This is a genomic window from Haloferax sp. ATB1 (genome assembly GCF_000730175.1).
This window is the reverse complement of record NZ_JPES01000038.1, coordinates 1-21322: the sequence shown is the minus strand read 5'-3', so window position 1 is coordinate 21322 and position 21322 is coordinate 1. Positions and strand designations below refer to the sequence as shown.

Genomic DNA, 21322 nt, shown 5'->3' with positions numbered 1-21322 from the left:
TCGCCGTATCGTGTGAAAGAGTTTCCGGGAGCGAGCGCCGCCGCGGTCGCCATCGCCGTCGTGGGCGCGGCCCCGCGGTCAGCCGCGGTCGGCCTCAGTCCTCCGCGTCGATGTCGGTGTCCAACTCGGCCTCGGGGGGCGTCCCGCCGTCGCCCGCGTTGGTCCGCTTGGCGTAGACGAACAGGGCGACGGCGGTCACGAACCAGATGACTGCGCCGACGCGAATCGCGAACTCGGCGCGCGCGCCCCACGTCTGGAGGCCGGCATTGACGGAGAGGACCGCGACGATGGGCGACCCGACGAGAATCGTCGTGACGAAGGTCATCTGCATGACCCACCCGTAATCGACGCCGTCCGGATTCGAGCGCTCGACTGGTTGCACGGGTAGCAGTATCACGGCGACGGCTAATGCGTGCCGGTTCGCGCTCGCGACGCGCCTCCGACGGCCCGGTGCGGGCCGTCGCTCAGCAGGCGGCGCTCTTCGAGGTCGGTTCGGTCGGAACCTCGTAGTCGACGAGGATGCTCGACGACCCGTCCTCGTGTTCGATGACGACCCGGTAGCGCTGGCCCGCCTCGCAGATGGGCTTCAGCGCGCTGTCGGTGCCGGCACCGTCGATGTGGGCGTACTCGCCCGCGGGGCCGACCCGCTCGCCGCCGGTCCACACGTCCTCCCACGCGATGCGGTTGTTGGCGTCGTCGACGACGAACACCTGACTGCCGTCTTCGATGCTCCCGAACTCGTGGGTGATGTTGATGTACGCGCCGTTCGCGCCGTTATCCGGCCCGGATGGGTGGTAGTCCACGTCGAACGACACCTGCGGTTGGGGCTCGGAGAGCACGTCTTCGAACCCCATCACCATCACGCCGACCATCGCGGCGAGGAGGACGACGATGACGACGAGGAGCGAGACGCCGACGACCGGCGAGATGCCGCGGGCCGAGCGGCGTCCGGAGGGGGACAAAGCGGGCATGCGTCGTTCGCACGGGCGCGTTCCCCGGAGTAAAGTGTTACTTCGGGGGCAGGTCGAGAAAACCGGGCGCGCCGGGCGACCCTCCGGCGGTGTTCGGGAGCTGGCTGATAAGGCTGATAACCCGGACGCGCGAACAGCACGCATGGTCACGGTACGGTCCATTCGGGCGAAGGCTGGTAGCGAGCCCATCACGATGCTCACGGCGTACGACGCGCCGACCTCGAGCGTCGTCGACGAGGCGGGCATCGACGTCATCCTCGTCGGCGACAGCATGGGCAACACGGCGCTCGGCTACGACTCGACGCTCCCGGTGACCGTCGAGGACGTGGTGAGCAGAACCGCCGCGGTGGCGCGCGCGGCCGACGACGCCCTCGTCGTCGCCGACATGCCCTTCCTTTCTGTCGGCGTGGACGAGGCGTCGAGCGTCGAACACTGCGGCCGGATGCTCAAGGAGGCCGACGCCGACGCGGTCAAACTCGAATCCGGCCCGCACACGGTCGAACTGACCGAACACCTCGTCCGGCTCGGCATCCCGGTGATGGCCCACCTCGGGCTGACGCCCCAGCGCGTCAGGGAGGTCGGCTACGGCAGGCAGGGAACCGACCGCGACGACGCGCGGGAGATTCTCGACCTCGCGAAGGCCCACGCCGACGCGGGCGCGTTCTCGCTCGTCCTCGAACACGTCCCGGCGAACCTCGCAAAACAGGTCACGGCGGCCATCGACGTCCCGACCATCGGCATCGGCGCGGGCCCCGACTGCGACGGGCAGGTGCTCGTCGTCGACGACGTAGTGGGCATGAGCGACCGAACCCCGCCCTTCGCGGCCCAGTTCGGCGACGTGAAATCGGAGATGGAGCGGGCGGTCGGCGCGTACCGGGACGCCGTCGAAGCCGGGGAGTTCCCGGCCGAGGAACACAGCCACGTCGAAGACGACCTCGACGAACTGTACTGAGGGCCCTCGTCTCCAGACACCCGAACTCGCGCCCGGTTGCGACGACCTACGCGACGCGGCGGTCGAGGAACGACTTCACGGCCTCGTTGAACGCCGCCGGTCGTTCGAGCATCGCGAGGTGCGCGGCGTCCTCGACCGTCCCGAGTTCGCAGTCGGGCATCGTCTCCGCGAGGTACTCGTGGTACGATGGCGGCGTCAGGCGGTCGTACTCGCCGACGAGCGCGAGCGTCGGAACCGAAATTTCGCCCGACCTCGTCGCGGACGTCGAAGGTGTGACACGACAGGAAGTCGCGGCGGGTGACGGCCTGTCCGGCGTCGTACATCGCTTCTTTGGAGCCCTCGACGAGTCGCTCGTCGTCGGCGTGGAACAGTTTGTCCTCGCCGTGGAGAAAGGAGACGGCGCGGTCGAAGTCGTCGTCGAGCCAGTTCAGCAGGTCCGAGAGCACGGCGAGTTTCGCGCCCGTGCCCGCGAGCACCAGCGCGTCGAGGTCGAGGTCGCGTTCGAGCGCGAGCGTCAGGACGACCGCGCCGCCGAGCGAGTTGCCGACGAGGACGCTCGCGTCGGTCTCCTCGGCCACGGCGACCACGTCGTCGACGTAGGCCGACAGCGTCTCGTAGCCGGCGTCGGCCGTCCACGTCGTCGCTGTCGCCGTGGCCGCTCAGGTCGAGCGCGGCGACCGGGTAGTCGTCGGCGAGGCGGAACTGGCCGCGCCAGACGCCGTGTGCGCCGCCGCTCCCGTGTACACAGAGGAGCGTCGGTCCCTCTCCGCCCGCGTCGCGGTATCGATAGGCTGTCTCCCGTCCGTGGTGGTCAACCGAGGCCGTCTCCATACCTCGAAATTGGTCGCCGCGAGCCAATAAACCCCCACGCAGGCACCGAGTTTCGGCGGCGGAGCGCGTCGGCTCGACCGGGCGGCCGACTGCCGAGGCCACTAGTTTGACGTTACTCCGCCGCGAACAGTACGGTGAGGCGTGGCGACTGTGAACCGCAATTCAACCGAAGTGCGGAATATCGGTGTCGTCACCCGATTCGGCGGAGAAAGATTTATATATTCAAAACGCTAACCTTGGGTTAGACTTATCATGAGCATGCAACAGTTCGCCGGCGGGAACGAGCGGTTCATTCGCCGGTACGAATACGAAGACAGCTGGGTCATCGCGGCCGACGTGGGTCTCTCGGAAGACGAGATCGACGTGGACATCGTCGGGTCGACGGCCATCGTCGTGGCCGACACCGGCGACCGGGTGACCGAGACGGAGTTCGAACTTCCCGCCGGCGGCGACGCCGACGTAGCGGTTCGAAACGGCGTGCTCACCATCACCCTCACCAAGTAAATGAAACTCATCGTCAAACCCCTCAAACAGAAGGACGCCGGTCGCGGACTCGCCGCCATCGACCGAGCCGCGGCCGCGGAACTCGACCTCGAAGGCGGAGATTTCATCCGCATCGACGGTCCGAACGACGGGACCGCCATCGCCCGCGTCTGGCCCGGGTACCCCGAAGACCAGGGAACGGGTATCATCCGCATCGACGGTCGCCTCCGCCAGCAGGCCGGCGTCGGCATCGACGAGCGCGTGGACGTGGAGAAAGCCGACGTGAAGCCCGCAAAGCGCGTCACTATCGCGCTCCCGCAGAACCTCCGCATCGGCGGCAACATCGGGACGTACATCCGCGACAAGCTCTCGGGCCAGCCGGTCGCGCAGGGCCAGAGCGTCCAGCTTCCGCTCGGCTTCGGCTTCATGAGCGCGTCGAACCAGTCGGTCCCCATCAAAATCGCGTCGACGGACCCGGACGGCACCGTCGTCGTCACCGACAACACCGAGTTCCAGGTGAGCCAGAAGCCCGCCGAGCAGATTAAGGACTCCGCGCCGGGCGACGACGGCGGCCCCTCCGTCACCTACGAGGACATCGGCGGCCTCGACAAGGAGCTCGAACAGGTCCGGGAGATGATCGAACTCCCGATGCGCCACCCCGAGCTGTTCAAGCGCCTCGGCATCGAGCCGCCGAAAGGCGTGCTCCTCCACGGCCCGCCGGGGACGGGGAAGACGCTCATCGCGAAGGCCGTCGCCAACGAAATCGACGCCTCGTTCCACACCATCTCCGGCCCGGAGATCATGTCGAAGTACTACGGGGAGTCCGAAGAGCAGCTCCGCGAAATCTTCGAGGAGGCGACGGAGAACTCGCCCGCCATCGTCTTCATCGACGAGATAGACTCCATCGCGCCCAAGCGCAGCGAGGCCGGCGGTGACGTGGAACGCCGCGTCGTCGCCCAGCTGCTGTCGCTCATGGACGGCCTCGACGAGCGCGGCGAGGTCGTCGTCATCGGCGCGACCAACCGCGTGGACGCCATCGACAACGCGCTCCGCCGCGGCGGGCGCTTCGACCGCGAAATCGAAATCGGCGTGCCGGACCGCGACGGTCGCAAGGAGATCATGCAGGTCCACACGCGGAACATGCCGCTGACCGACGACGTGGACCTCGACGCCTACGCCGACAGCACCCACGGCTTCGTCGGGGCCGACCTCGAATCGCTGGCCAAGGAGTCGGCGATGCACGCCCTGCGGCGCATCCGCCCGCAGCTCGACCTCGACGCCGAGGAGATAGACGCCGAGGTGCTCGAAGGCCTCAAAGTCACGGAAGACGACTTCAAGCAGGCGCTCAAGAGCATCGAGCCGTCGGCGCTCCGCGAGGTGTTCGTCGAGGTTCCCGACGTGACGTGGGAGGACGTGGGCGGACTCGAACCCACCAAGGAACGCCTCCGCGAGACCATCCAGTGGCCGCTCGAATACCCCGAGGTGTTCCAGCAGATGGACATGGACGCCGCCAAGGGCGTCCTGATGTACGGCCCGCCGGGCACGGGGAAGACCCTGCTGGCGAAGGCCGTCGCCAACGAGGCGGAGTCGAACTTCATCTCCATCAAGGGCCCCGAACTCCTGAACAAGTTCGTCGGCGAGTCCGAAAAGGGCGTCCGCGAGGTGTTCAAGAAGGCCCGCGAGAACGCCCCGACGGTGGTGTTCTTCGACGAAATCGACTCCATCGCGACCGAGCGCGGCCGCGACTCGTCGAGTTCGGGCGTCACCGAGCGCGTCGTCTCCCAACTGCTCACCGAACTCGACGGCCTCGAAGCGCTCGAAGACGTGGTCGTCATCGCGACGACCAACCGGCCGGACCTCATCGACTCGGCGCTCCTGCGCCCCGGCCGCCTCGACCGCCACGTCCACGTGCCCGTCCCCGACGAGGACGCCCGCCGCGCCATCCTCGACGTGCACACCCGCAACAAGCCGCTCGCGGACGACGTGAACCTCGACAAAATCGCGTCCAAGACCGACGGCTACGTCGGTGCCGACCTCGAAGCGCTCGCCCGCGAGGCGTCGATGAACGCCTCCCGCGAGTTCATCCGGAGCGTCGAGAAAGAGGACATCGGCGAGAGCGTCGGGAACGTCCGCGTGACGATGGAACACTTCGAAGACGCGCTCGACGAAATCGGCGCGAGCGTCACCGACGACGTGCGCCGCCGCTACGAGGAAATCGAAGAGCGCTTCCAGAAGAGCGAGGTCGAACGCGACCGCGAGACGGAAGTCGGTCGCACCTTCCAGTAAGCGCCTCGTAACCCGGCTCAAGCGGTTTTTCGAAGTGATTGTCCCCGAGCGGTGGCGCTGTCGGCCGCGACAGCCCAGCCAGTTCGCGGCGACTGTTCGTCCGCCGCCCGCCGCGGCGGCGGCGACCGTCACGTTCATATCACTCCCATCTGCTACGTAGTGGTACGCGGTTCTCGGGATACGAAATAATAAACGAGTTCTACGTTTGTTTCACCGGAAATGCGGTGTGTCTCCCGTCGTTTGTAAAGAATGTACTCGGTCGGTAGTTGTGGATTCGGCGCGAGGGGGCGAGAGACCCCGACCGACCGCTCAGCCGTCGAGTTCGTCGAGGTCTGCGAGGATTTCGTCGGCGTGGCCGTCGGGCGAGACGCCCTCGTAGACCCGCTCGACGGTCCCGTCGGGGCCGACGAGATACGAGTTGCGGAAGACGCCGTCGAACGTCTTGCCGAACATGTTCTTTTCGCCATAGGAGTCGTACGCCGCGGAGACGCTGCCGTCTTCGTCCGACAGGAGCGTGAACGGGAGGTCGTACTTCTCGGCGAACGAGTCGAGGTCCGAGACGGGGTCGTCGCTGATGCCGAGAACCGCCGCGTCGCGGTCTTCGAACTCGTCCCACGAGTCGCGGAAGCCGCAGGCCTCGGTGGTACACCCCGGCGTGTCGGCGCGCGGGTAGAAGTAGACCACGACGTGTTCGCCGCGGAAGTCGGACAGCGAGACGAGGTCGCCGCGCTGGTCGGGGAGTTCGAAGTCGGGGGCGTCGTCGCCAATTTCGAGCATAGCCACCAGTTCCGGCGGCGGAAAGAAGGGTCTTTCTCAGTCGAGTTTCTCGGCCGCGCCGCGTTCGACCAGCGGGTCGGCGTTGGCCGCCGGGAGCGTCACCACGTCCTCGGTGGCGAGGTCGTACTCGCGCTCGTCGACGCCGAGGATGGTCCCCACGTCGGCGGTGATGCGCACCGTCTCGCGCTCGTCGGCGAGGCCGGAAAGCGGGTCGTCGGCTGACGGCTCGACCGTGTCGGCGTCGTCCGCCGACGGGGCCGCGGTTTCCGGGTCGGGTTCGTCCGGCGGAACCGCCGGGCCGGAGTCTGTGGGGGTGGAGTCGGCGGGTTCGGAGTCGGGTTCGACCGCGGCGGCCTCGGTGGCCGGTCGGTCGGTCCCCGTCTGAGGCGTCGGCTCCGGGTTCGAAGCGCCGTCGCCGGTCCCACCGCCCATCGCGTCCGCGAGCACGTCGCCCGCGGCCGAATCGCCGGTGGGGGTCTCGGAGCCGCCAGCGTCGGCGTCGGTTCCGGTCGGCGCGGTCTCCGGGTCAGGCTCGTCCGGCGGAATTGCGGGACCCGACCCGCCGGGCGCGTCCGGTTCCGCGGTCGCCACGTCGGTCGCCGCAACGTCGTCCCGCGGGGAGTCGGCGGCCGACACGTCTTCGAGCGCGGACAGCACTGTGCCGCGGTTCTCCTCGATGCGGTCGACGAGGTCGTCGAACAGCCGCTTTTCCTCGCGGGTCAGCCCGTCCGTCTCGGAGGACATCCCCGCGGCCGCGAAGCTCGCGGCCTTGACGACCTTGCCGACGCGGCGCTCGTAGATGGAGGTGACGACCTCCTCCGCGGTCTCGATTTCATCCGTGAGCCGCCGAATCTCCGGCGAGTAGTGGGTGCCGAGCTGTTCGGCCTTCTGTTCGCGTTTCGCCTTCTGCTCGGCGATGAACTCCGCGACGTCCTCGTAAAACGACTCGCGGAGGTGCTGTAAGCTGTCTTTCTGTCGCTCCGTCCGAAGCACGCTCCTGAGGTCGTCTACGTTCATTCTGTCACCTTCTCGGCTCGGCCGCGGGTCATGAGAAACACGCCGAGGCTCTCGTCTACTGACTGCACGCCGGAGTCGAGTGTAAAGCTATCGCCGTCGAACTCGACTTCGCCGGCGTCGGTCACTTTCACGGCGATGTCGCGGCCGCGGAAGCGGTCCGGGACCGCGTCTGAGAGAGGGTCGAACTCCTCGATTTGGTCGCGGTCGAGCGGTTCGACGACGAGTCCGGACCCGCCGTGGAGGCTCTTGGGGAGGCGAATCAGCCGCTTCGTGTCGGTCGTCACGGGTTCGTCTATCGGCGAGGTCTCGTCTTCGACGGTCTCGTGTGCGAGCGCCTCGACCAGCGTCCGGACGCCGGGGCCGCCGGCCTCGACGTTGCCCTCGCGGACGGCGTCGGGGTTGTTGCGGAACGCGCCGAGAATGGTTTTCGCGCGCCCGTCGCCGATGCCGTCGAGTTCCTTCAGCCGCGAGAGCGCGGCGTCTTCTTCCATCTCTAACAGCGCGTCCACGAAGTCGAGGAGTCGCCGGTGGGTCCGCCGACCCCACCCGCCCTCGGTTCGGAGGACGCGCTGGGTCGTCGTCCCGTGCTGTCGCGTCTCGATGAGCGCGTCGAAATCGAGGTCGATGGCGCGGATGTAATCGACTATCTCGCGGCGGGCCTCGCTGTCGAGGCCGCGGACCGACTCGTCGCGCACGTGGACGTGGTAGCCGCGGCCGCCGGAGAACACCGCCTGCATCTCCTCGAACGCGAAGTCGTCTTCGAGGAGGTCGAGGAGGTCTAACAGGGCATCTTTCCCGGCGTCGAGCATGTCGGCGTAGCCCGTCGTCTCGGGGTCGACGCCGGGGAGGTGGTCCGCGTCGATGTCGAACACGAGGTCCGCCTCGCGCCAGCCCTTGTCGTCCATCGAGGACGCGCCGGGGTCGGAAAACCGGGCCGACGAGAAGTAGACGTGCCGGGGCGCGCTCCGGGCGAGGTAGTCCGAGAGGTCGCCGAGGTCGAGAAGCGACTGGTGGCGGTGCATCCGCGTGCCGCCGGCCGACCACGGGATGACGCCCCACTCACGTTCGCCCGGGGCGGGCGGGAGCGGAACGTCAGTGCTCCGGTAGTAATCGCCGAAGCGACCTTCGAGGTACTCGCGAGTGCGCCCGTCCATACACCTCGGGTTCCGGAGGCGCGGGTAAAGCGATTACGTCTCCGCGCGTCCGTGGTCGTTTCTCTCACGTCCGTGGTGTGCGTATGCTTATCATTACCGTTCGTGTATGAACCGGTGTGACCGACATGGAGTACACCTACCTCGGCGACACCGGACTCGAAGTCTCGCGGCTCTGTCTGGGCTGTATGAACTTCGGTTCCAGCGCGGAGTGGATGATGAACGACAGGCAGGCGAGCCTCGACCTCCTCGACAGCGCGCTCGACGCCGGCATCAACTTCCTCGACACGGCGAACGCCTACTCCCGCGGGGAGTCGGAGGAAATCGTCGGCGAGGCCATCGCCGAGCGCGACCGCGAGGAACTCGCCATCGCGACGAAGGTCTACTTCCCGATGGGCGACGGGCCGAACAAATCCGGGCTCTCGCGCAAGCACATCATCGACCAGGCGCACGCGAGCCTCGACCGCCTCGGCACCGACTACATCGACCTCTACCAGATTCACCGCTGGGACGAGGGAGTCCCCATCGAGGAGACGCTCTCGGCGCTCGACTACCTCGTCGAAGAGGGACTCGTCCGCTACGTCGGCGCGAGCACGATGTCCTCGTACCAGTTCACGAAGGCGCTGTACACCGCCGACGTGGAGAACCTCGAACGCTTCGCCGCCATGCAACCGGAGTACAACGCAGTCGACCGCCACGAGGAGGCGAACCTGCTCCCGGTCTGCGAGGGCGAGGGCGTCGGCGTCATCCCGTGGTCGCCGCTCGCGGGCGGCTTCCTCACGGGCAAGTACGAGCGCGACGCCGAGGTGCCCGCGGACACGCGCGCGAATTCGGACGAGTACACGTCGAACCGCTTCACCGACGAGAACTGGGCCGTCCTCGACGCGATTCGCTCGCTCGCCGAGGAGAAAGGAGCGACGCCCGCGCAGGTGTCACTCGCGTGGCTCCTCCACAAGCCCGTCGTGGACGCGCCCATCATCGGACCGCGCCGACTCGACCACCTCGAAGAGAACGTCGGCGCGCTCGACGTGGACCTGAGCGAAGAGGACATGGAGCGAATCGAGGCCCCGAAGACGCCGCGGTGGCCCGCGCCGGGTAAAGACTAAGCATCAACGGCGCTGACTTTTACGGACAATAGTTACAGATTCTCGACTGATTGAATTTCGGACTGCCGAGACTATTGACAAGTAATTTACTACAACACCGGTAGTGGCCAGCACCAAAACTATAAATAATCACTAATTGTAGAATACAGACTGTAATGGTTGATGCTGACTCACGCAAGGGCAAGCGTACTGGCGTCTCTCGACGCAGTTTTGTGAAGGCGGCCGGCGCATCGGGCGTCGCCGTCGGACTGGCCGGGTGCATTAGCACCGGTGGCGGAGACGGCAACGGTGGCGGCAACGGCGGTACCGACACCGACACCGACACGCCGATTAACACCGAGGAACCGACCGAGGAAATCACGATTCAGTGGGCCGCAGACACGCGTATCGCGGACGCCGAAGAGGACGTCCTGCAGGCGCTCAGCGACGCTGGCCTCCCGGACAACATTACCGTGGAGATTATCGCCGGTTCGCAGGTTACCGACAACCGACAGGCGCAGTACCAGCAGTGGCTCTCCGGCGGCCGCTCGGAGCCGACGCTGCTCATGATGGACAGCGGGTGGACGATTCCGTTCATCGCCCGGAACCAACTGCAGAACCTCTCGCAGTCGCTTCCGGACGAACTGACCTCGACCATCGAAGACGAGTACTTCGGTGCCAGCGTCTCCACGGCGAAGGGAACCAACGGCGACCTCTACGGCCAGCCGCTGTTCCCTGACTTCCCGACGATGCAGTACCGCAAGGACCTGCTTCGTAACGCGGGGTACTCCGACGAGGACTTCGAGACGTGGGCGACCGAGTCCATGTCCTGGGAGGAGTTCTCGCGCATCACGAAGGAGGCGCTCGACGCCAACTCCGACATCGATAACGGATACACGTTCCAGGCGAACGTCTACGAGGGCCTGTCGTGCTGTGACTTCAACGAGTTCATGACGTCCTACGGCGGCGCGTACTTCGGCGGCCGAGAGAACCTCTTCGGCCCCATCGGCGACCGCCCGATTACGGTCGAAGAGGAGCCGGTCCTCGACTCGATTCGGATGGTTCGCACCCTCATCCACGGCGAGGACGACGAACACGCCCTCGAGGGAATCACGGGCAATATCGCGCCCGAGGCGGTTCTCCAGTGGACCGAAGAGCCGTCCCGCCAGCCGTTCACGACGGGCAACGCGGTCATGCACCGCAACTGGCCGTACTCCATCGTCATCAACGGCGCGGAGCCCTCGGAGGAGAACGACCAGACCGGCTTCGGCGAGGACCTCGGCGTCATGCCGATTCCGTACGGCGTCACCGCCGACGAGGCCCAGTACGAGGGCACCGGCGGCCCCGTCGCGGCCCTCGGCGGCTGGCACCTGACGATGAACCCGAACTCCTCGGACGAACAGAAGCAGGCCGCAGTCCAGGTGTTCCGCGCGATGCAAACAGAGCAGTTCCAGCTCGACATGTTCCGCATCATCGGCTGGATTCCGCCGCGCCCGACCCTGCTCGAATCCGACGAGGCCGCGGAAGTCCCCATCATCGGTCGCTACCTCGACGCGCTGAAGGTCGCCGGTGAGAACGCGATTCCGCGCCCCGTCACGGTCGTCTGGCCGCAGCAGTCCGGCCGCGTCTCACAGGAGGTCAACGCCGCGTACGCACAGGAGAAATCGCCCGAGCAGGCGATGGCCGACCTCGCATCGCAGCTCGAGCAGATCGAGCAGAACGCGTAGAACAACGTCTTTACCGAGACGTAACAAACATACACGTTATCATTTGACATGGCTACAGAACAACAATCAGGGGAGGCACTTTCCGACACCCGGAGAAGCGGCCCGTACGCCTCGGCCGTTAACTGGATGGAGTCGCTCTCCGAGACGCAGTTCGCGTACCTGCTTTTGACACCCGCGCTCGTCCTCTTGGGGGTAATCGCGGTCTACCCGCTGGTCTCGACGTTCAGCATGTCGCTGTTCGCCGACCGGCTGACGGGGACCGCACGACTGGGCGAGTTCGTCGGGTTGCAGAACTACATCGACCTGTTCACCGGCGCGCGCAACTACGCGCTCCCGTCGAACTTCCTCCCGACGTTCACCTCGGAGTTCCCGTTCGTCACGAACATCTACTCCAGCGCGCTCATGGTGACGCTCATCTTCACCGTGTTCAGCGTGCTGTTCGAAACGCTCATCGGCTTCGGTCAGGCGCTCATCCTCGACCAGGACTTCCGCGGCCGGCGCTGGGTCCGCGTCGCCATCATCATCCCGTGGGCCGTGCCCATCGTCATCCAGGGGATGATCTGGTTCCTGATGTTCCAACCGAACATCGGGTTCCTCGTCGGTACGACCGAGGACCCGGCGCTGTTGAACCAACTCGGTCTCATCGGCACCACACCGCTTCGGGACACCGCTGACGCGCTGTTCCTCATCATCGTGGCCGACGTGTGGAAGACCTCAGCGTTCATGGCGCTTCTCATCCTCGCGGGGATGCAGAGCATCGACCGGTCGCTGTACGACGTGGCGAAGGTCGCCGGCGCGTCGCGCTGGCAGCAGTTCAAGCTCATCACCTTCCCGCTCATCCTGCCGACGGTGCTCGTCGCGATGCTGTTCCGCACCATCGACGCGATGCGCGTCTACGGTATCATCCAGACCATGGCCGGCTGCCAGACGGTTCCGTCGCTGTCGTGTCTCGTCGTCACGACGTTCAACACGCCGCTGTACGGGACCTCGGCGACCGTGGCGTTCGTCACCGCGGGCATCATTGCCGTCGTGGTCTCGGTGTACATCGTGAACTTCGCTAGCGAGGGTCTCTAAGATGTCCAGCGAAACTCCCGGAGCCGGCATCGGCTCCGACGACGCCGACACGGAACAGGGGCCGCTCGGCCGCTGGGTCGACTCGGCCATCAAGAACCCCGACCGGGTGTACCGCGCGATGTTCTACGTCGCGATGCTGTTCTTCCTGGTCACGACGCTGTTCCCGTTCTACTGGCTGCTCGTGCTGGCGCTGACGCCGAACAACCTCATCGCCAACATGGGGCTGGTGCCGAAGGGGTTCAACCCCGAGGTGTTCATCGCGATGTTCGAGCGGGTGCCGTTCCACCTGTACATGTTCAACAGCTTCGTGCTGGGCATCACGACCACCGTGCTCGTGTTGCTCATCGCCAGCCTCGCGGGGTACGTCTTCGGTCGCCTCCGCTTCCCCGGGAAGGGCGTGCTGATGCTCGGCATCCTCGCCATCAGCTACTTCCCGCCGGCGGCGTTCCTCATCCCGCTTTTCGAGCTGTTCACCGGGAACACGGCGATTAGCATCGGGATGGTGACGATATCGACGCCGGACCTGTTCAACACGCCGGCACCGATGGTGTTCCCGTTCAGCGCGCTGTTCCTGCCGCTGTCGATATTCATCCTCACGACCTTCTACGGGCAGATTCCCGACGGGTTGGAGGATGCGGCGCGGGTGGAGGGAACGACCCGACTGGGCGCGCTGTTCCGCGTCATCGTGCCGCTTTCGGCACCCGGCGTGGCGACCGCGGGCGTCCTCACGTTCATCAGCGTCTACAACGAGTTCTTCTTCTCGTTCCTGATGAACAACGGCGAGGCCGACTCGTGGGCCCCCATCGTCGCGGGTATCCTGAAGTATCAGGGGCAGTTCGACACCCCGTACAACCTGATGGCCGCCGCCTCCATCGTGGGGGTCTTACCCGTGGCCATCCTTGTCATCATCGCACAGGAACGCATCGTGAGTGGACTGACTGCAGGAGCGCTGAAGGAGTAACCATGGGAGACGTAACACTCGAACACGTAAGCAAGCACTACGACGACGTAACGGCGGTCGACGACATGAACCTCGACATCGAGGACGGCGAATTTATCTGCCTCGTCGGTCCGTCGGGGTGCGGTAAGTCGACGACCATGGAGATGATTGCGGGCCTCACCATCCCCTCCGAGTGAGGAAGAGATGTTCATCGGGGACCGCGAGGTGACGAACCTCCCGCCGAAGGACCGCGGGGTGGCGATGGTGTTCCAGAACATCGCGCTGTTCCCCCACATGGACGTCTACGACAACATCTCCTTCGGGCTCCGCCTCCGCAACTACGACAAGGAGGAAATCGAGCGCCGCGTCGAGCGCGCCGCCGAAATCGTCCAGTTGCAGGGGATGCTCGAACGCATGCCCGACGAGATGTCCGGCGGCCAGCGACAGCGCGTCGCCATCGCCCGCGCCATCGTCCGCAACCCCGGCGTCTTCCTGATGGACGAGCCGCTCGCGAACCTCGACGCGAAGCTCCGGGTCCACATGCGGACCGAACTCCAGCGACTCCACAAGGAACTGGACACGACCATCATCTACGTCACCCACGACCAGGCGGAGGCGATGACGATGTCCGACCGCATCGCGGTCATCGACTCCGGCCAACTCCAGCAGATAGACCCACCGCTGGTCTGTTACAACGAGCCGTCGAACCTGTTCGTCGCGGGCTTCATCGGCTCGCCCTCGATGAACTTCCTCGACGGCGAGGTCACCGAAGGCGGCTTCGTCTCGACCAACATCGACGTGGAGTTCGACCCCGCGGACCTCGGCGTCGAACCGGGGACGGACGTCACGATGGGCATCCGCCCCGAGGACGTGTACCTCGTCGACGACGAGGCGCTCGTCTCGAACCCCAGCCACCGCATCGAGGCCGTGACCGACGTGCTCGAACCGATGGGCGACGAGATATTCGTCTACCTGAAGCTCTCGGAGTCGGCCGAGACGGACCTCGAAGACACGAGCGGCGTCGCCAACGACCAACTGCTGATGAGCGTCGCCCCCGACACCGACATCGAGGAGGACGAGGACGTGACCGTCGTGCTCGACCGCTCGCGCGTCCACCTCTTCGACACGGCGACGGGCGAGGCCATCAGCCACGGCATCGAGACGGCCGTCCAGACGAGCGGCGCGGCCGGCACGGAAGCCGAAAGCGACGACTGACGCGCCCGTAAAACGGCCCGCGTCGGTTCGTCCTCGACCCCGCCCGCGCCCGCACAGCCCGCACAACGCTCACCGAACTCACCCACAGCACACACTCACACCCATGGTCAACGAACTCGGATTGTTGTACCTCGGCGGCATGACCGTCCTGTTTTTCTTCTGGGCCTACGGTATCGTCTCGTTCCTCCTCGACCTGAAGAACAAGTTCATCCCGAAGGGGAGGCAGTACCTCCGCGGACGGCGTCGGCTCAAGGAGGAACAGCGCCGCGAAGAAGAACGCAAGGAGCGAGAAGAACAGCTCTACTGAACGCCGACTCGACCCGCGTGTCCCGTCTCGTCTCGCCCCGTCTGGTCCGGCTCCATTGCACGCCACCCGTCGCAGTGAGAACGCTTGCTAACCGGGGTCTCGCGGTCGATTCTGGCAATTCAGCCCAAAGAACGTGAAACTTAACACCACCAGTAGTTAATCATCGAATCATGAGCACAGAATCATCGGTCCGAATCGGTATCGTCGGACTCGGAAACATCGGACACCACCACGCAGACCGCCTCGTCGACCTCGGCGCGACCCTCGTCGGCGGCCTCGACATCATGGCGGACGCCCGTCGGCGCTTCGCGGAGAAGTACGACGTGAACACCTACGAAGAGAAGTCGGAACTGTTCGGGGAGGTCGACGCGGTCATCATCACCACCCCGAACCGCTTCCACGAGGAGTACGCCGTCGCCGCGCTCGACGCGGGCCTCGACGTCCTGCTCGAAAAGCCGCTGGCGCACTCGCTCGAATCCGCCGAGCGAATCGCCGAGGCGGCCGAGGAGGCCGACGGCTTCTGCATGGTCGGCTTCAACAACCGCTTTGCCAACCCCGTCGAGGTCGTCCGCCACCACTACGAGGAGGGCCGCCTCGGCGACGTCACCCACGTCGAGGCCAACTACGTCCGCCGCCGCGGCATCCCCGGCCGCGGGTCGTGGTTCACCTCGAAGGAGGTCGCGGGCGGCGGGTCGCTCATCGACATCGGCGTCCACGCCATCGACCTCGCGCTCTACTTCCTCGACTTCCCCGAGGTCGTCGAGGTCTCCGGCGTCACCCGCTCGGAGTTCGGCGACCGCGACGACTACACCTTCGTCGAGATGTGGGGCGAGGACGTGGGCCCGGAGGCCTTCGACGTGGACGACTCCGCGAGCGCCTTCATCCGCACCGAGGAGGGAACGACCATCTCCCTCGAAGTCGCGTGGGCGACGAACCGCCCGACCAACGACGAGTTCTTCCTCCGCGGCACGGAGGGCGGCGTGCGCTTCGACCGCGCGAGCCACGACCTCCAGTTCTACGAGGACGGTGTCGGCGGCGGCAACCACCTCTCGACCGCGGACGTGGGGACGCGGGACAACGACACCCACAAGACCGAACAGGAGGCGTTCCTCGCGGCCGTCGCCAAGGGCGAACACCCCGGCCGCAACACGGTCGAACAGGGCCTCGCCGTCCAGCGCGTCATCGACGCAATCTACCGCTCGTCGGAGACGGGGAAGGCGATCCGCCTCGACGCGGTCGAGACCGAGACGGAGCCCCCCCGGGCGAACTGACCACCGCGAACGCGAACACCCCACAGTCCCACTTTTCACACCATGTCCGTCATCGACTCACTCAGGCGCCCGGAACACACCGGCGAGAACCGCTGTCTGCCGTGTACCGCCGTCAACATCGCGCTGGTCGTCCTCGTCGGCCTCGCGGTCAGCGTGCTCTCGCCGCTCCTCGGCTCGTCGTCCTCGTCGGCGGCGCGCTCGCCGTGTACTTCCGAGGCTACGTCGTCCCCGGCACGCCCTCGTTCGCGCCGCAGTTGGTCTTCCTGCGCTCGGCCTCGCCGACGTACTTCGAACACGGCGACGACGGCGGCCCCGACCGCCGGTCGGAGTCGCTCGACGCCAACGTCGACCCCGACGTGATGCTCTCGACGCTCCTGAACGCCGGGGTGCTCGTCGAGGAGGAAGACGGTCTGTTCCTCGACGACGACGCCCGCGAGGTGTGGGAGTCGACGATGGCGACGCTCCGGAAGACCACGGACGAGGAACTGGCCGAGGCCGTCGCCAACGCGGTCCCGTTCGACGCGACGGTCGACGCCGAGTTCGATGGCATCTCGCTGGACGGTCCCTCGATGTCCGTGTGGATTTCGCGGCCGCAGGCCATCGCGGACGTGGCGACGCTCTACACGGTCGTCGAGCGCGGCGTCGACCCGATGGTCGCGCTCGCGGCCACGGAGCCGATGCGGATGTTCACCGAGGTCTGTCCGGACTGCGGCGGCGCGGTCGAGGAGACGACGACGCGCAACTGCTGCGGCGGCACCGCGGGGCTGTACGACTCGCCGGAACACGAGGTGCTCGGCTGTGCGGACTGCGGCGCGGTCGTCTACGAGTTCCCCGACGAGTAGCCGTCGCTGGCGAGGGCGGCGGGCCCGAAAAGCTACGTGCGGTGACTGACGACGCGGCTTCAGACGATTTCGTCGCGGTTCGGAACCTCGTCGCGGCCGAGCAGAATCTCCTGTCCCTCCACGTCTTCGAGCGCGGCGACCAGTCCGCCGACTTCGACGACGCTCTCTTCGGTCTCGATGTGGAGCGACGCGACCTCCTCCGTGTCCTCGAAGGCCGTCTCGATGACGCGCCCCTCGACCACGACGGGGTCGCCCGTCTCGATGTCGCGGCCGGAGACGGAGGCGTAGAAGTCGCCGTCTATCTCGCGGATGTCCTTGACGGCCCGACGGATGGAGGCGTAGCGGCGCGGGAACGGCCGACGCTTGCCGTTGGCGACGATGGTCTCGGCGGTGGTCCAGAGGACGGTCCCGAAGAAGCCGCTGACGAGGAAGCCGAGCGCGGAGCGGTTGAAGATGACGCCGTAGCGGTCGCGGTCGTCTCGGAGGGCGTCCTGCGTCGCGTAGATGGAGTACTCGCCGTCGGCGACCGCGAGGACGGGCGAGGTGATGCCGCGGCGGGCGCGGGCGATGGTCGCCACGTCGAGGTAGTTGAACTCCTCGGGGTCGGGCGCGCGGGAGGCGGGCGTGACCAGCAGGTCGATGCTGACGCCGCTATCGATGGCCGCCGCGAGGTCGTCGCGGAAGCGACGGAGCAGGTCGGGCGTCAAAGAGAGCACGAGTTCGTACTCGGCGGCCTCGATAATCTCCTCGATGTAGCGGAGGATGGTCGACCGCGACTTGACGAGCGAAACCGCCTCGGTGTCGCGGGCGGGGGCGGTGTACCGCGCCTCCAGTTCCTCGATGAGTTCCTCCAGTGAGGTCTTGACGTTCGCGAAGGCGTCGTCGGGGTCGACGGCGACGATTTTCATCGGCCGCGACTCGCGGAGTTCGACGAGGCCGCGGTCGGACAGGCTCCGGACCGTGTCGTACACCCGCGGCTGGGGGATGCTGGTTCGGTCGGCGATTTCGCTCGCCGTCAACTGTCCGTGTTCGAGGACGGCCAGATACGCGTCTATCTCGTACTCACCGAGGTTGAAGCGCTCACCGACTCGCTCCATGGTGAGCCGCAGTTCGTCGGCCATGCTCGTGACGTGTACGGCATCACCTAAATCATTTACTGAAATCCGAGTAGCACGAAATTCCGAAAACAAGTGGCACAACTGATAGCAGGGCGGCCGTCGAATATCGCGGGACAGCGACCGAATCGCCCCTCACATGTACATCCGGTCTTCCGGGAGGTCGGCCTCGCTGTCGTGGAGTCGCTCGGCGAGTTCGGCGTAGTACTGCTGCACCTCGGCCGCGAAGGACTCCAGCGGCGAGGAGTCGACGCCGAGGTCGTACACGTCGTCGGCGGCGTCGACGAGTCGAATCGCCGCCTCGACGTCGGGGACCTGCGCGTGGACGGGCGTGACGTAGACGCCGACGCCGAGGGGCGACCCGATGCCGCGCTCGACGAGCGCCGCGTTGGTGCCGTCGAAGAATCCGCGCCCCATCGGCGGGATGTCGCTGTCGGCGAGTCGCGCCTCGCGGTAGTCGTCGGTGGCGATGTAGAACACGCGGTGTTCGTCCGGGCCGTGGGCCATCGGAATCCCCGACAGGACGGCGAGTTCCTCCACCTGATTTCGTTCGGTCCACTCCAGGATGGCGTTTCCGAACTGCGTGCCGTGGACCGCCGGGACGAACAGTTCGCCGACGAGCACGGTCACGTCGAGGTCGTCGCGGGAGAACAGTCGCGTGTGGTGGCGGGGCCGCCCGTCCTCGAAGGGCGTCACCGCCGGGAGGCCCTCGACGGTGAGGTGGCCGGTCTGTTCGAGGTCGAGGTGGTCGACGATGAAGTCGACGGCCGTGAGGCCGGCGAGTCCGAACGACGAAAAGCCACAGAGGAGCGCTCGACTGGGCGGGGTGTCGTGCGTTATCTGGAAGTCGGGACGGGAGGTCGTCGCGTTGCTCATACTAATATTGCGACGCCCCGACACTTAGCCGTTCACCGCGACCGCCCCCCGTAGTAACAACCCTTTTTTCGCCGCTCCCCGTTGCGGTTTCCATGCACGGAGTCGAGGGGGTTGCCGACGTGTCGGGCGCGTCGGGCGCGTCGGGCGGGGTACCGACTGCGGGGGGCCACGTCGCGGTCGCCCCGCTCCAGTCCACGGCGCTCACGCCGCCGACGTTCGTGCCGGAGTACCTCTTGTTCCCGGGGTGGCGCATCGCCGTCGCCCTCGTCATCGTCACCCTGTCGGTCGGGCTCTCGAAGTACGATCGTCCGCCTGCTCGGCCGGCCGGTCGCCCGGCAGTTCCGCCGTCAGAGCGTCGCCCAGACCGTCCTCCGAATCGTCCGCCTCGCCATCGTCCTCGTCGGCGTCGGCGTCGGGGCGAACGTCCTCGGCCTCGAACTCGGCGACATCGTCCTCTCGGTGACGGTGTTTTCGGCGGTGCTCGGTATCGTCCTCGCGCCCATCGTCGGGAGCATCATCAACGGGGTGTTCGTCCTCTCGGACCAGCCGTTCGAAATCGGCGACATGATAGAACTCGACGACGGCACGAAGGGCTTCATCGACGAGATTACCCTGAGCTACACGAAGATATTCACCCTCGACAACACCTTTCTCGTGATGTCGAACTCGAACATCCGCGACCGCGACGTCATCAACTACTCCGCGGAAGACGAGCGGACCCGCCTGTCGCTCGACGTGCTCGTCACCTACGAGTCGGACATCGACGCCGCCCGCGACCTCGTCGAGCGCGCCGCCCGCGACTGCGACGCGGTGGTCGAAGGCGGGCCGGACATCCGCATCGGGAGCGCCCGCTACCCGGCGAAGCCGACCGCCTACATCAACTCCTACGCCGACAACGGCGTCCTCCTGCGCCTCCGCTACTGGGCGCTGAAACCGTACAAAATCGGCCGCATCCAGTCCGAGGTCCAGACGCGGCTCTGGACGCTCGTCGAGGAGTCAGAGGCGACCGTCGAGTTCGCCTACCCGCACACCCACCTCGTCTTCGACGAGACGAGCGGGAGCCTCCACGTCACCGGCGACGAGGCCGCGAACCGGCGTCACGCCACCGCGTCGCCGGCACCGGGAGCGCCCACGAACCCGGTCTCTGACGGCGAGGGCCCCGAACCCCCGGCTGACTCGGGCGACGCGGCCGACGCGACCGACGCCCCGAACTCGACGAACGCGGAGTCGGCGGCCGCCGAGACGGCGGACCCAGAATCGACGGACGCCGCCGGCGGCGACGACTGACCGGAGAACGGCGAAAACAGTCGGAGCTGGGAACCGCATCGAAACCGGGAAAACGAATCCGAACCCGAGAGCCGCCGGCTCAGTCGTCCGCGCGGACGGTGATGACCGTGCAGTCGAGCTTTTCGCGGAGGAACACGTCGATGTCGGGGTCGTCGAGGAACCGCCGGAGCATCCGCCGCCAGCGGCTCGCCTGTTTCGACCCGATGACGACGATGTCGGCCTCCTCGGCGGCGACCTCTTCGAGAATCGTCTCCTCGACGAGGAAGCCCCGGCGGACCACGTAGCGCGCGCGGACGAGCGGGCCGAACTCGCCTTCGACCGCCCGCTTGAGTTCGGTCCGCGTCACGCCGCGGTTCGACTGGTAGAGGTCGACGTGGAGGACCGTCAGTTCGGCGTCGCGCTCTCTCGCGACGCGGACGGCCTCTTCGAGCGTCGCCCGGGAGTGTTTCGAGAGGGGGTACCGAACCGGGACCACGACCCGTGTCATACTCCGAAACCACTCGCCGGGCGTGCGTGAACCTTTCCCTCTCGGTCGGCTTGGCCGACGGACGCGCGCCCGTTTCGCCCCTTCGACCGCGCTCAGTCGTCGGCGCGGGTGGCCGACCGGCGCTCGATGCGCCCTTCGACCGCGGCGTCGAAGCCGACCTCGCGGGCGTAGCGCGCCAGCGCGTCGTGCTGTATCTCGAACTCGCCGACCCGGTGAGCCTGCGTGATGGCTGGGAACTCCTGCGTGCTGTGGAGCAGGTAGTCGCTCGTGGCGACGGTGTAGCGCGCCTCCGGGTCGATTGGTTCGCCGCCGACGAACGCCTCGACGACCTCGTCGCGGTCGTCGTCCCAGACGATGCGCGCGCCGCTGACGTGGGCGTGCCACCAGTCCGGTTCGCCGAACCCCATCTCGGCCCCGCGGGCGGCCCCGAACGCCGCCAGTAGCTCCGTGCCTGTCACTTCGGCGACGACGAGGTGCTCCTCGAAGGGGACGAGGCTCACGAGGTCGGCGTGGGTCACGTCGGGGCCGACGGGTGGGCCGGAGCGGATGCCGCCGCTGTTCTGCAGCCCCACGTCCGCGCCGGTCGCCCAGCGATAGGCGTCGGCGATGGCGTTGCCGACGCGGCACT

Annotated in this window: 18 protein-coding genes and 4 pseudogenes; 12 read left to right on the top strand and 10 right to left on the bottom strand. The window is 66.6% G+C overall.

The window, feature by feature from the left end:
- Window positions 1-94: 94 nt before the first annotated feature.
- Window positions 95-331: a DUF5822 domain-containing protein gene (locus ATB1_RS06135; RefSeq protein ID WP_052367777.1), complete on the bottom strand. Its 237-nt coding sequence runs from the start codon at window positions 329-331 to the stop codon at window positions 95-97.
- A gap of 133 nt (window positions 332-464) precedes the next feature.
- Window positions 465-971: a type IV pilin gene (locus tag ATB1_RS06130; protein WP_042662712.1), complete on the bottom strand. Its 507-nt coding sequence runs from the start codon at window positions 969-971 to the stop codon at window positions 465-467.
- A 142-nt stretch (window positions 972-1113) separates the two neighbouring features.
- Here ATB1_RS06130 and panB point away from each other — a divergent pair, with 142 nt between their 5' ends.
- The gene (gene panB / locus ATB1_RS06125; RefSeq protein WP_042662711.1) at window positions 1114-1923 is read left to right on the top strand and encodes a 3-methyl-2-oxobutanoate hydroxymethyltransferase; all 810 of its coding nucleotides are present in this window, start codon (window positions 1114-1116) and stop codon (window positions 1921-1923) included.
- Window positions 1924-1969: 46 nt separating this feature from the next.
- On the opposite strand, the pseudogene ATB1_RS24065 reads toward panB, so the two are convergent.
- Window positions 1970-2754 (bottom strand): annotated as a pseudogene (locus tag ATB1_RS24065) (alpha/beta fold hydrolase).
- 252 nt (window positions 2755-3006) lie between these two features.
- Here ATB1_RS24065 and ATB1_RS06115 point away from each other — a divergent pair.
- A complete protein-coding gene (locus ATB1_RS06115; RefSeq protein WP_042662709.1) occupies window positions 3007-3258 on the top strand; it encodes an Hsp20/alpha crystallin family protein in 252 nt (83 codons plus the stop codon).
- Complete coding sequence (locus tag ATB1_RS06110) at window positions 3259-5523, top strand: CDC48 family AAA ATPase (protein ID WP_042662708.1); 2265 nt, start codon at window positions 3259-3261, stop codon at window positions 5521-5523.
- 309 nt (window positions 5524-5832) lie between these two features.
- Here ATB1_RS06110 and bcp read toward each other — a convergent pair whose 3' ends face one another.
- From bcp to priS, 3 genes are read right to left on the bottom strand one after another with little or no spacing between them, the layout of a single operon-like run.
- Window positions 5833-6300 carry a thioredoxin-dependent thiol peroxidase gene (bcp, locus tag ATB1_RS06105; RefSeq protein WP_042662707.1) on the bottom strand — a complete coding sequence of 156 codons (468 nt, stop codon included), beginning with the start codon at window positions 6298-6300 and terminating at the stop codon, window positions 5833-5835.
- 36 nt (window positions 6301-6336) lie between these two features.
- Window positions 6337-7317: a DNA replication protein gene (locus ATB1_RS06100; RefSeq protein ID WP_042662706.1), complete on the bottom strand. Its 981-nt coding sequence runs from the start codon at window positions 7315-7317 to the stop codon at window positions 6337-6339.
- Window positions 7314-8471 (bottom strand): DNA primase small subunit PriS, encoded by a 1158-nt coding sequence (priS, locus tag ATB1_RS06095; RefSeq protein ID WP_042662705.1) that lies wholly within the window; start codon window positions 8469-8471, stop codon window positions 7314-7316. The genes ATB1_RS06100 and priS overlap by 4 nt, the downstream gene beginning before the upstream one ends.
- A 125-nt stretch (window positions 8472-8596) precedes the next feature.
- Here priS and ATB1_RS06090 point away from each other — a divergent pair, with 125 nt between their 5' ends.
- The 8 genes and pseudogenes from ATB1_RS06090 (at window position 8597) to ATB1_RS06055 (ending at window position 16929) form a co-directional block, all read left to right on the top strand.
- The gene (locus ATB1_RS06090; protein ID WP_042662704.1) at window positions 8597-9574 is read left to right on the top strand and encodes an aldo/keto reductase; all 978 of its coding nucleotides are present in this window, start codon (window positions 8597-8599) and stop codon (window positions 9572-9574) included.
- Between the two features lie 155 nt (window positions 9575-9729).
- Complete coding sequence (locus ATB1_RS06085) at window positions 9730-11280, top strand: substrate-binding domain-containing protein (protein WP_128081411.1); 1551 nt, start codon at window positions 9730-9732, stop codon at window positions 11278-11280.
- A gap of 126 nt (window positions 11281-11406) precedes the next feature.
- Window positions 11407-12354: a carbohydrate ABC transporter permease gene (locus ATB1_RS06080; protein WP_042662702.1), complete on the top strand. Its 948-nt coding sequence runs from the start codon at window positions 11407-11409 to the stop codon at window positions 12352-12354.
- A gap of 1 nt (window position 12355) precedes the next feature.
- Window positions 12356-13315 (top strand): carbohydrate ABC transporter permease, encoded by a 960-nt coding sequence (locus ATB1_RS06075; RefSeq protein ID WP_042662701.1) that lies wholly within the window; start codon window positions 12356-12358, stop codon window positions 13313-13315.
- A 2-nt stretch (window positions 13316-13317) separates the two neighbouring features.
- A pseudogene (locus ATB1_RS06070) lies at window positions 13318-14509 on the top strand (ABC transporter ATP-binding protein).
- A 103-nt stretch (window positions 14510-14612) separates the two neighbouring features.
- On the top strand, window positions 14613-14816 hold the full coding sequence (locus tag ATB1_RS06065) for a hypothetical protein (RefSeq protein WP_042662700.1): 204 nt from the start codon (window positions 14613-14615) through the stop codon (window positions 14814-14816).
- Window positions 14817-14986: 170 nt separating this feature from the next.
- The gene (locus tag ATB1_RS06060; RefSeq protein WP_042662699.1) at window positions 14987-16087 is read left to right on the top strand and encodes a Gfo/Idh/MocA family protein; all 1101 of its coding nucleotides are present in this window, start codon (window positions 14987-14989) and stop codon (window positions 16085-16087) included.
- Between the two features lie 42 nt (window positions 16088-16129).
- A pseudogene (locus ATB1_RS06055) lies at window positions 16130-16929 on the top strand (hypothetical protein).
- Window positions 16930-16988: 59 nt separating this feature from the next.
- On the opposite strand, the gene trmB reads toward ATB1_RS06055, so the two are convergent.
- Together trmB and ATB1_RS06045 are read right to left on the bottom strand one after the other, a co-directional pair.
- Window positions 16989-18050, bottom strand: coding sequence for an HTH-type sugar sensing transcriptional regulator TrmB (trmB, locus tag ATB1_RS06050; RefSeq protein WP_042662698.1), 1062 nt, complete (start codon window positions 18048-18050; stop codon window positions 16989-16991).
- A 129-nt stretch (window positions 18051-18179) separates the two neighbouring features.
- A complete protein-coding gene (locus ATB1_RS06045) occupies window positions 18180-18920 on the bottom strand; it encodes a proteasome assembly chaperone family protein (protein ID WP_042662697.1) in 741 nt (246 codons plus the stop codon).
- A 92-nt stretch (window positions 18921-19012) separates the two neighbouring features.
- On the opposite strand from ATB1_RS06045, the pseudogene ATB1_RS06040 reads away from it, so the two are divergent.
- Window positions 19013-20207: pseudogene (locus ATB1_RS06040) on the top strand (mechanosensitive ion channel family protein).
- A 79-nt stretch (window positions 20208-20286) separates the two neighbouring features.
- Here ATB1_RS06040 and ATB1_RS06035 read toward each other — a convergent pair.
- Together ATB1_RS06035 and ATB1_RS06030 are read right to left on the bottom strand one after the other, a co-directional pair.
- Complete coding sequence (locus tag ATB1_RS06035) at window positions 20287-20694, bottom strand: universal stress protein (protein WP_042662696.1); 408 nt, start codon at window positions 20692-20694, stop codon at window positions 20287-20289.
- 92 nt (window positions 20695-20786) lie between these two features.
- A partial coding sequence (locus ATB1_RS06030; RefSeq protein WP_042662695.1) for a 5'-nucleotidase C-terminal domain-containing protein occupies window positions 20787-21322 on the bottom strand: 536 nt, incomplete at its 5' end.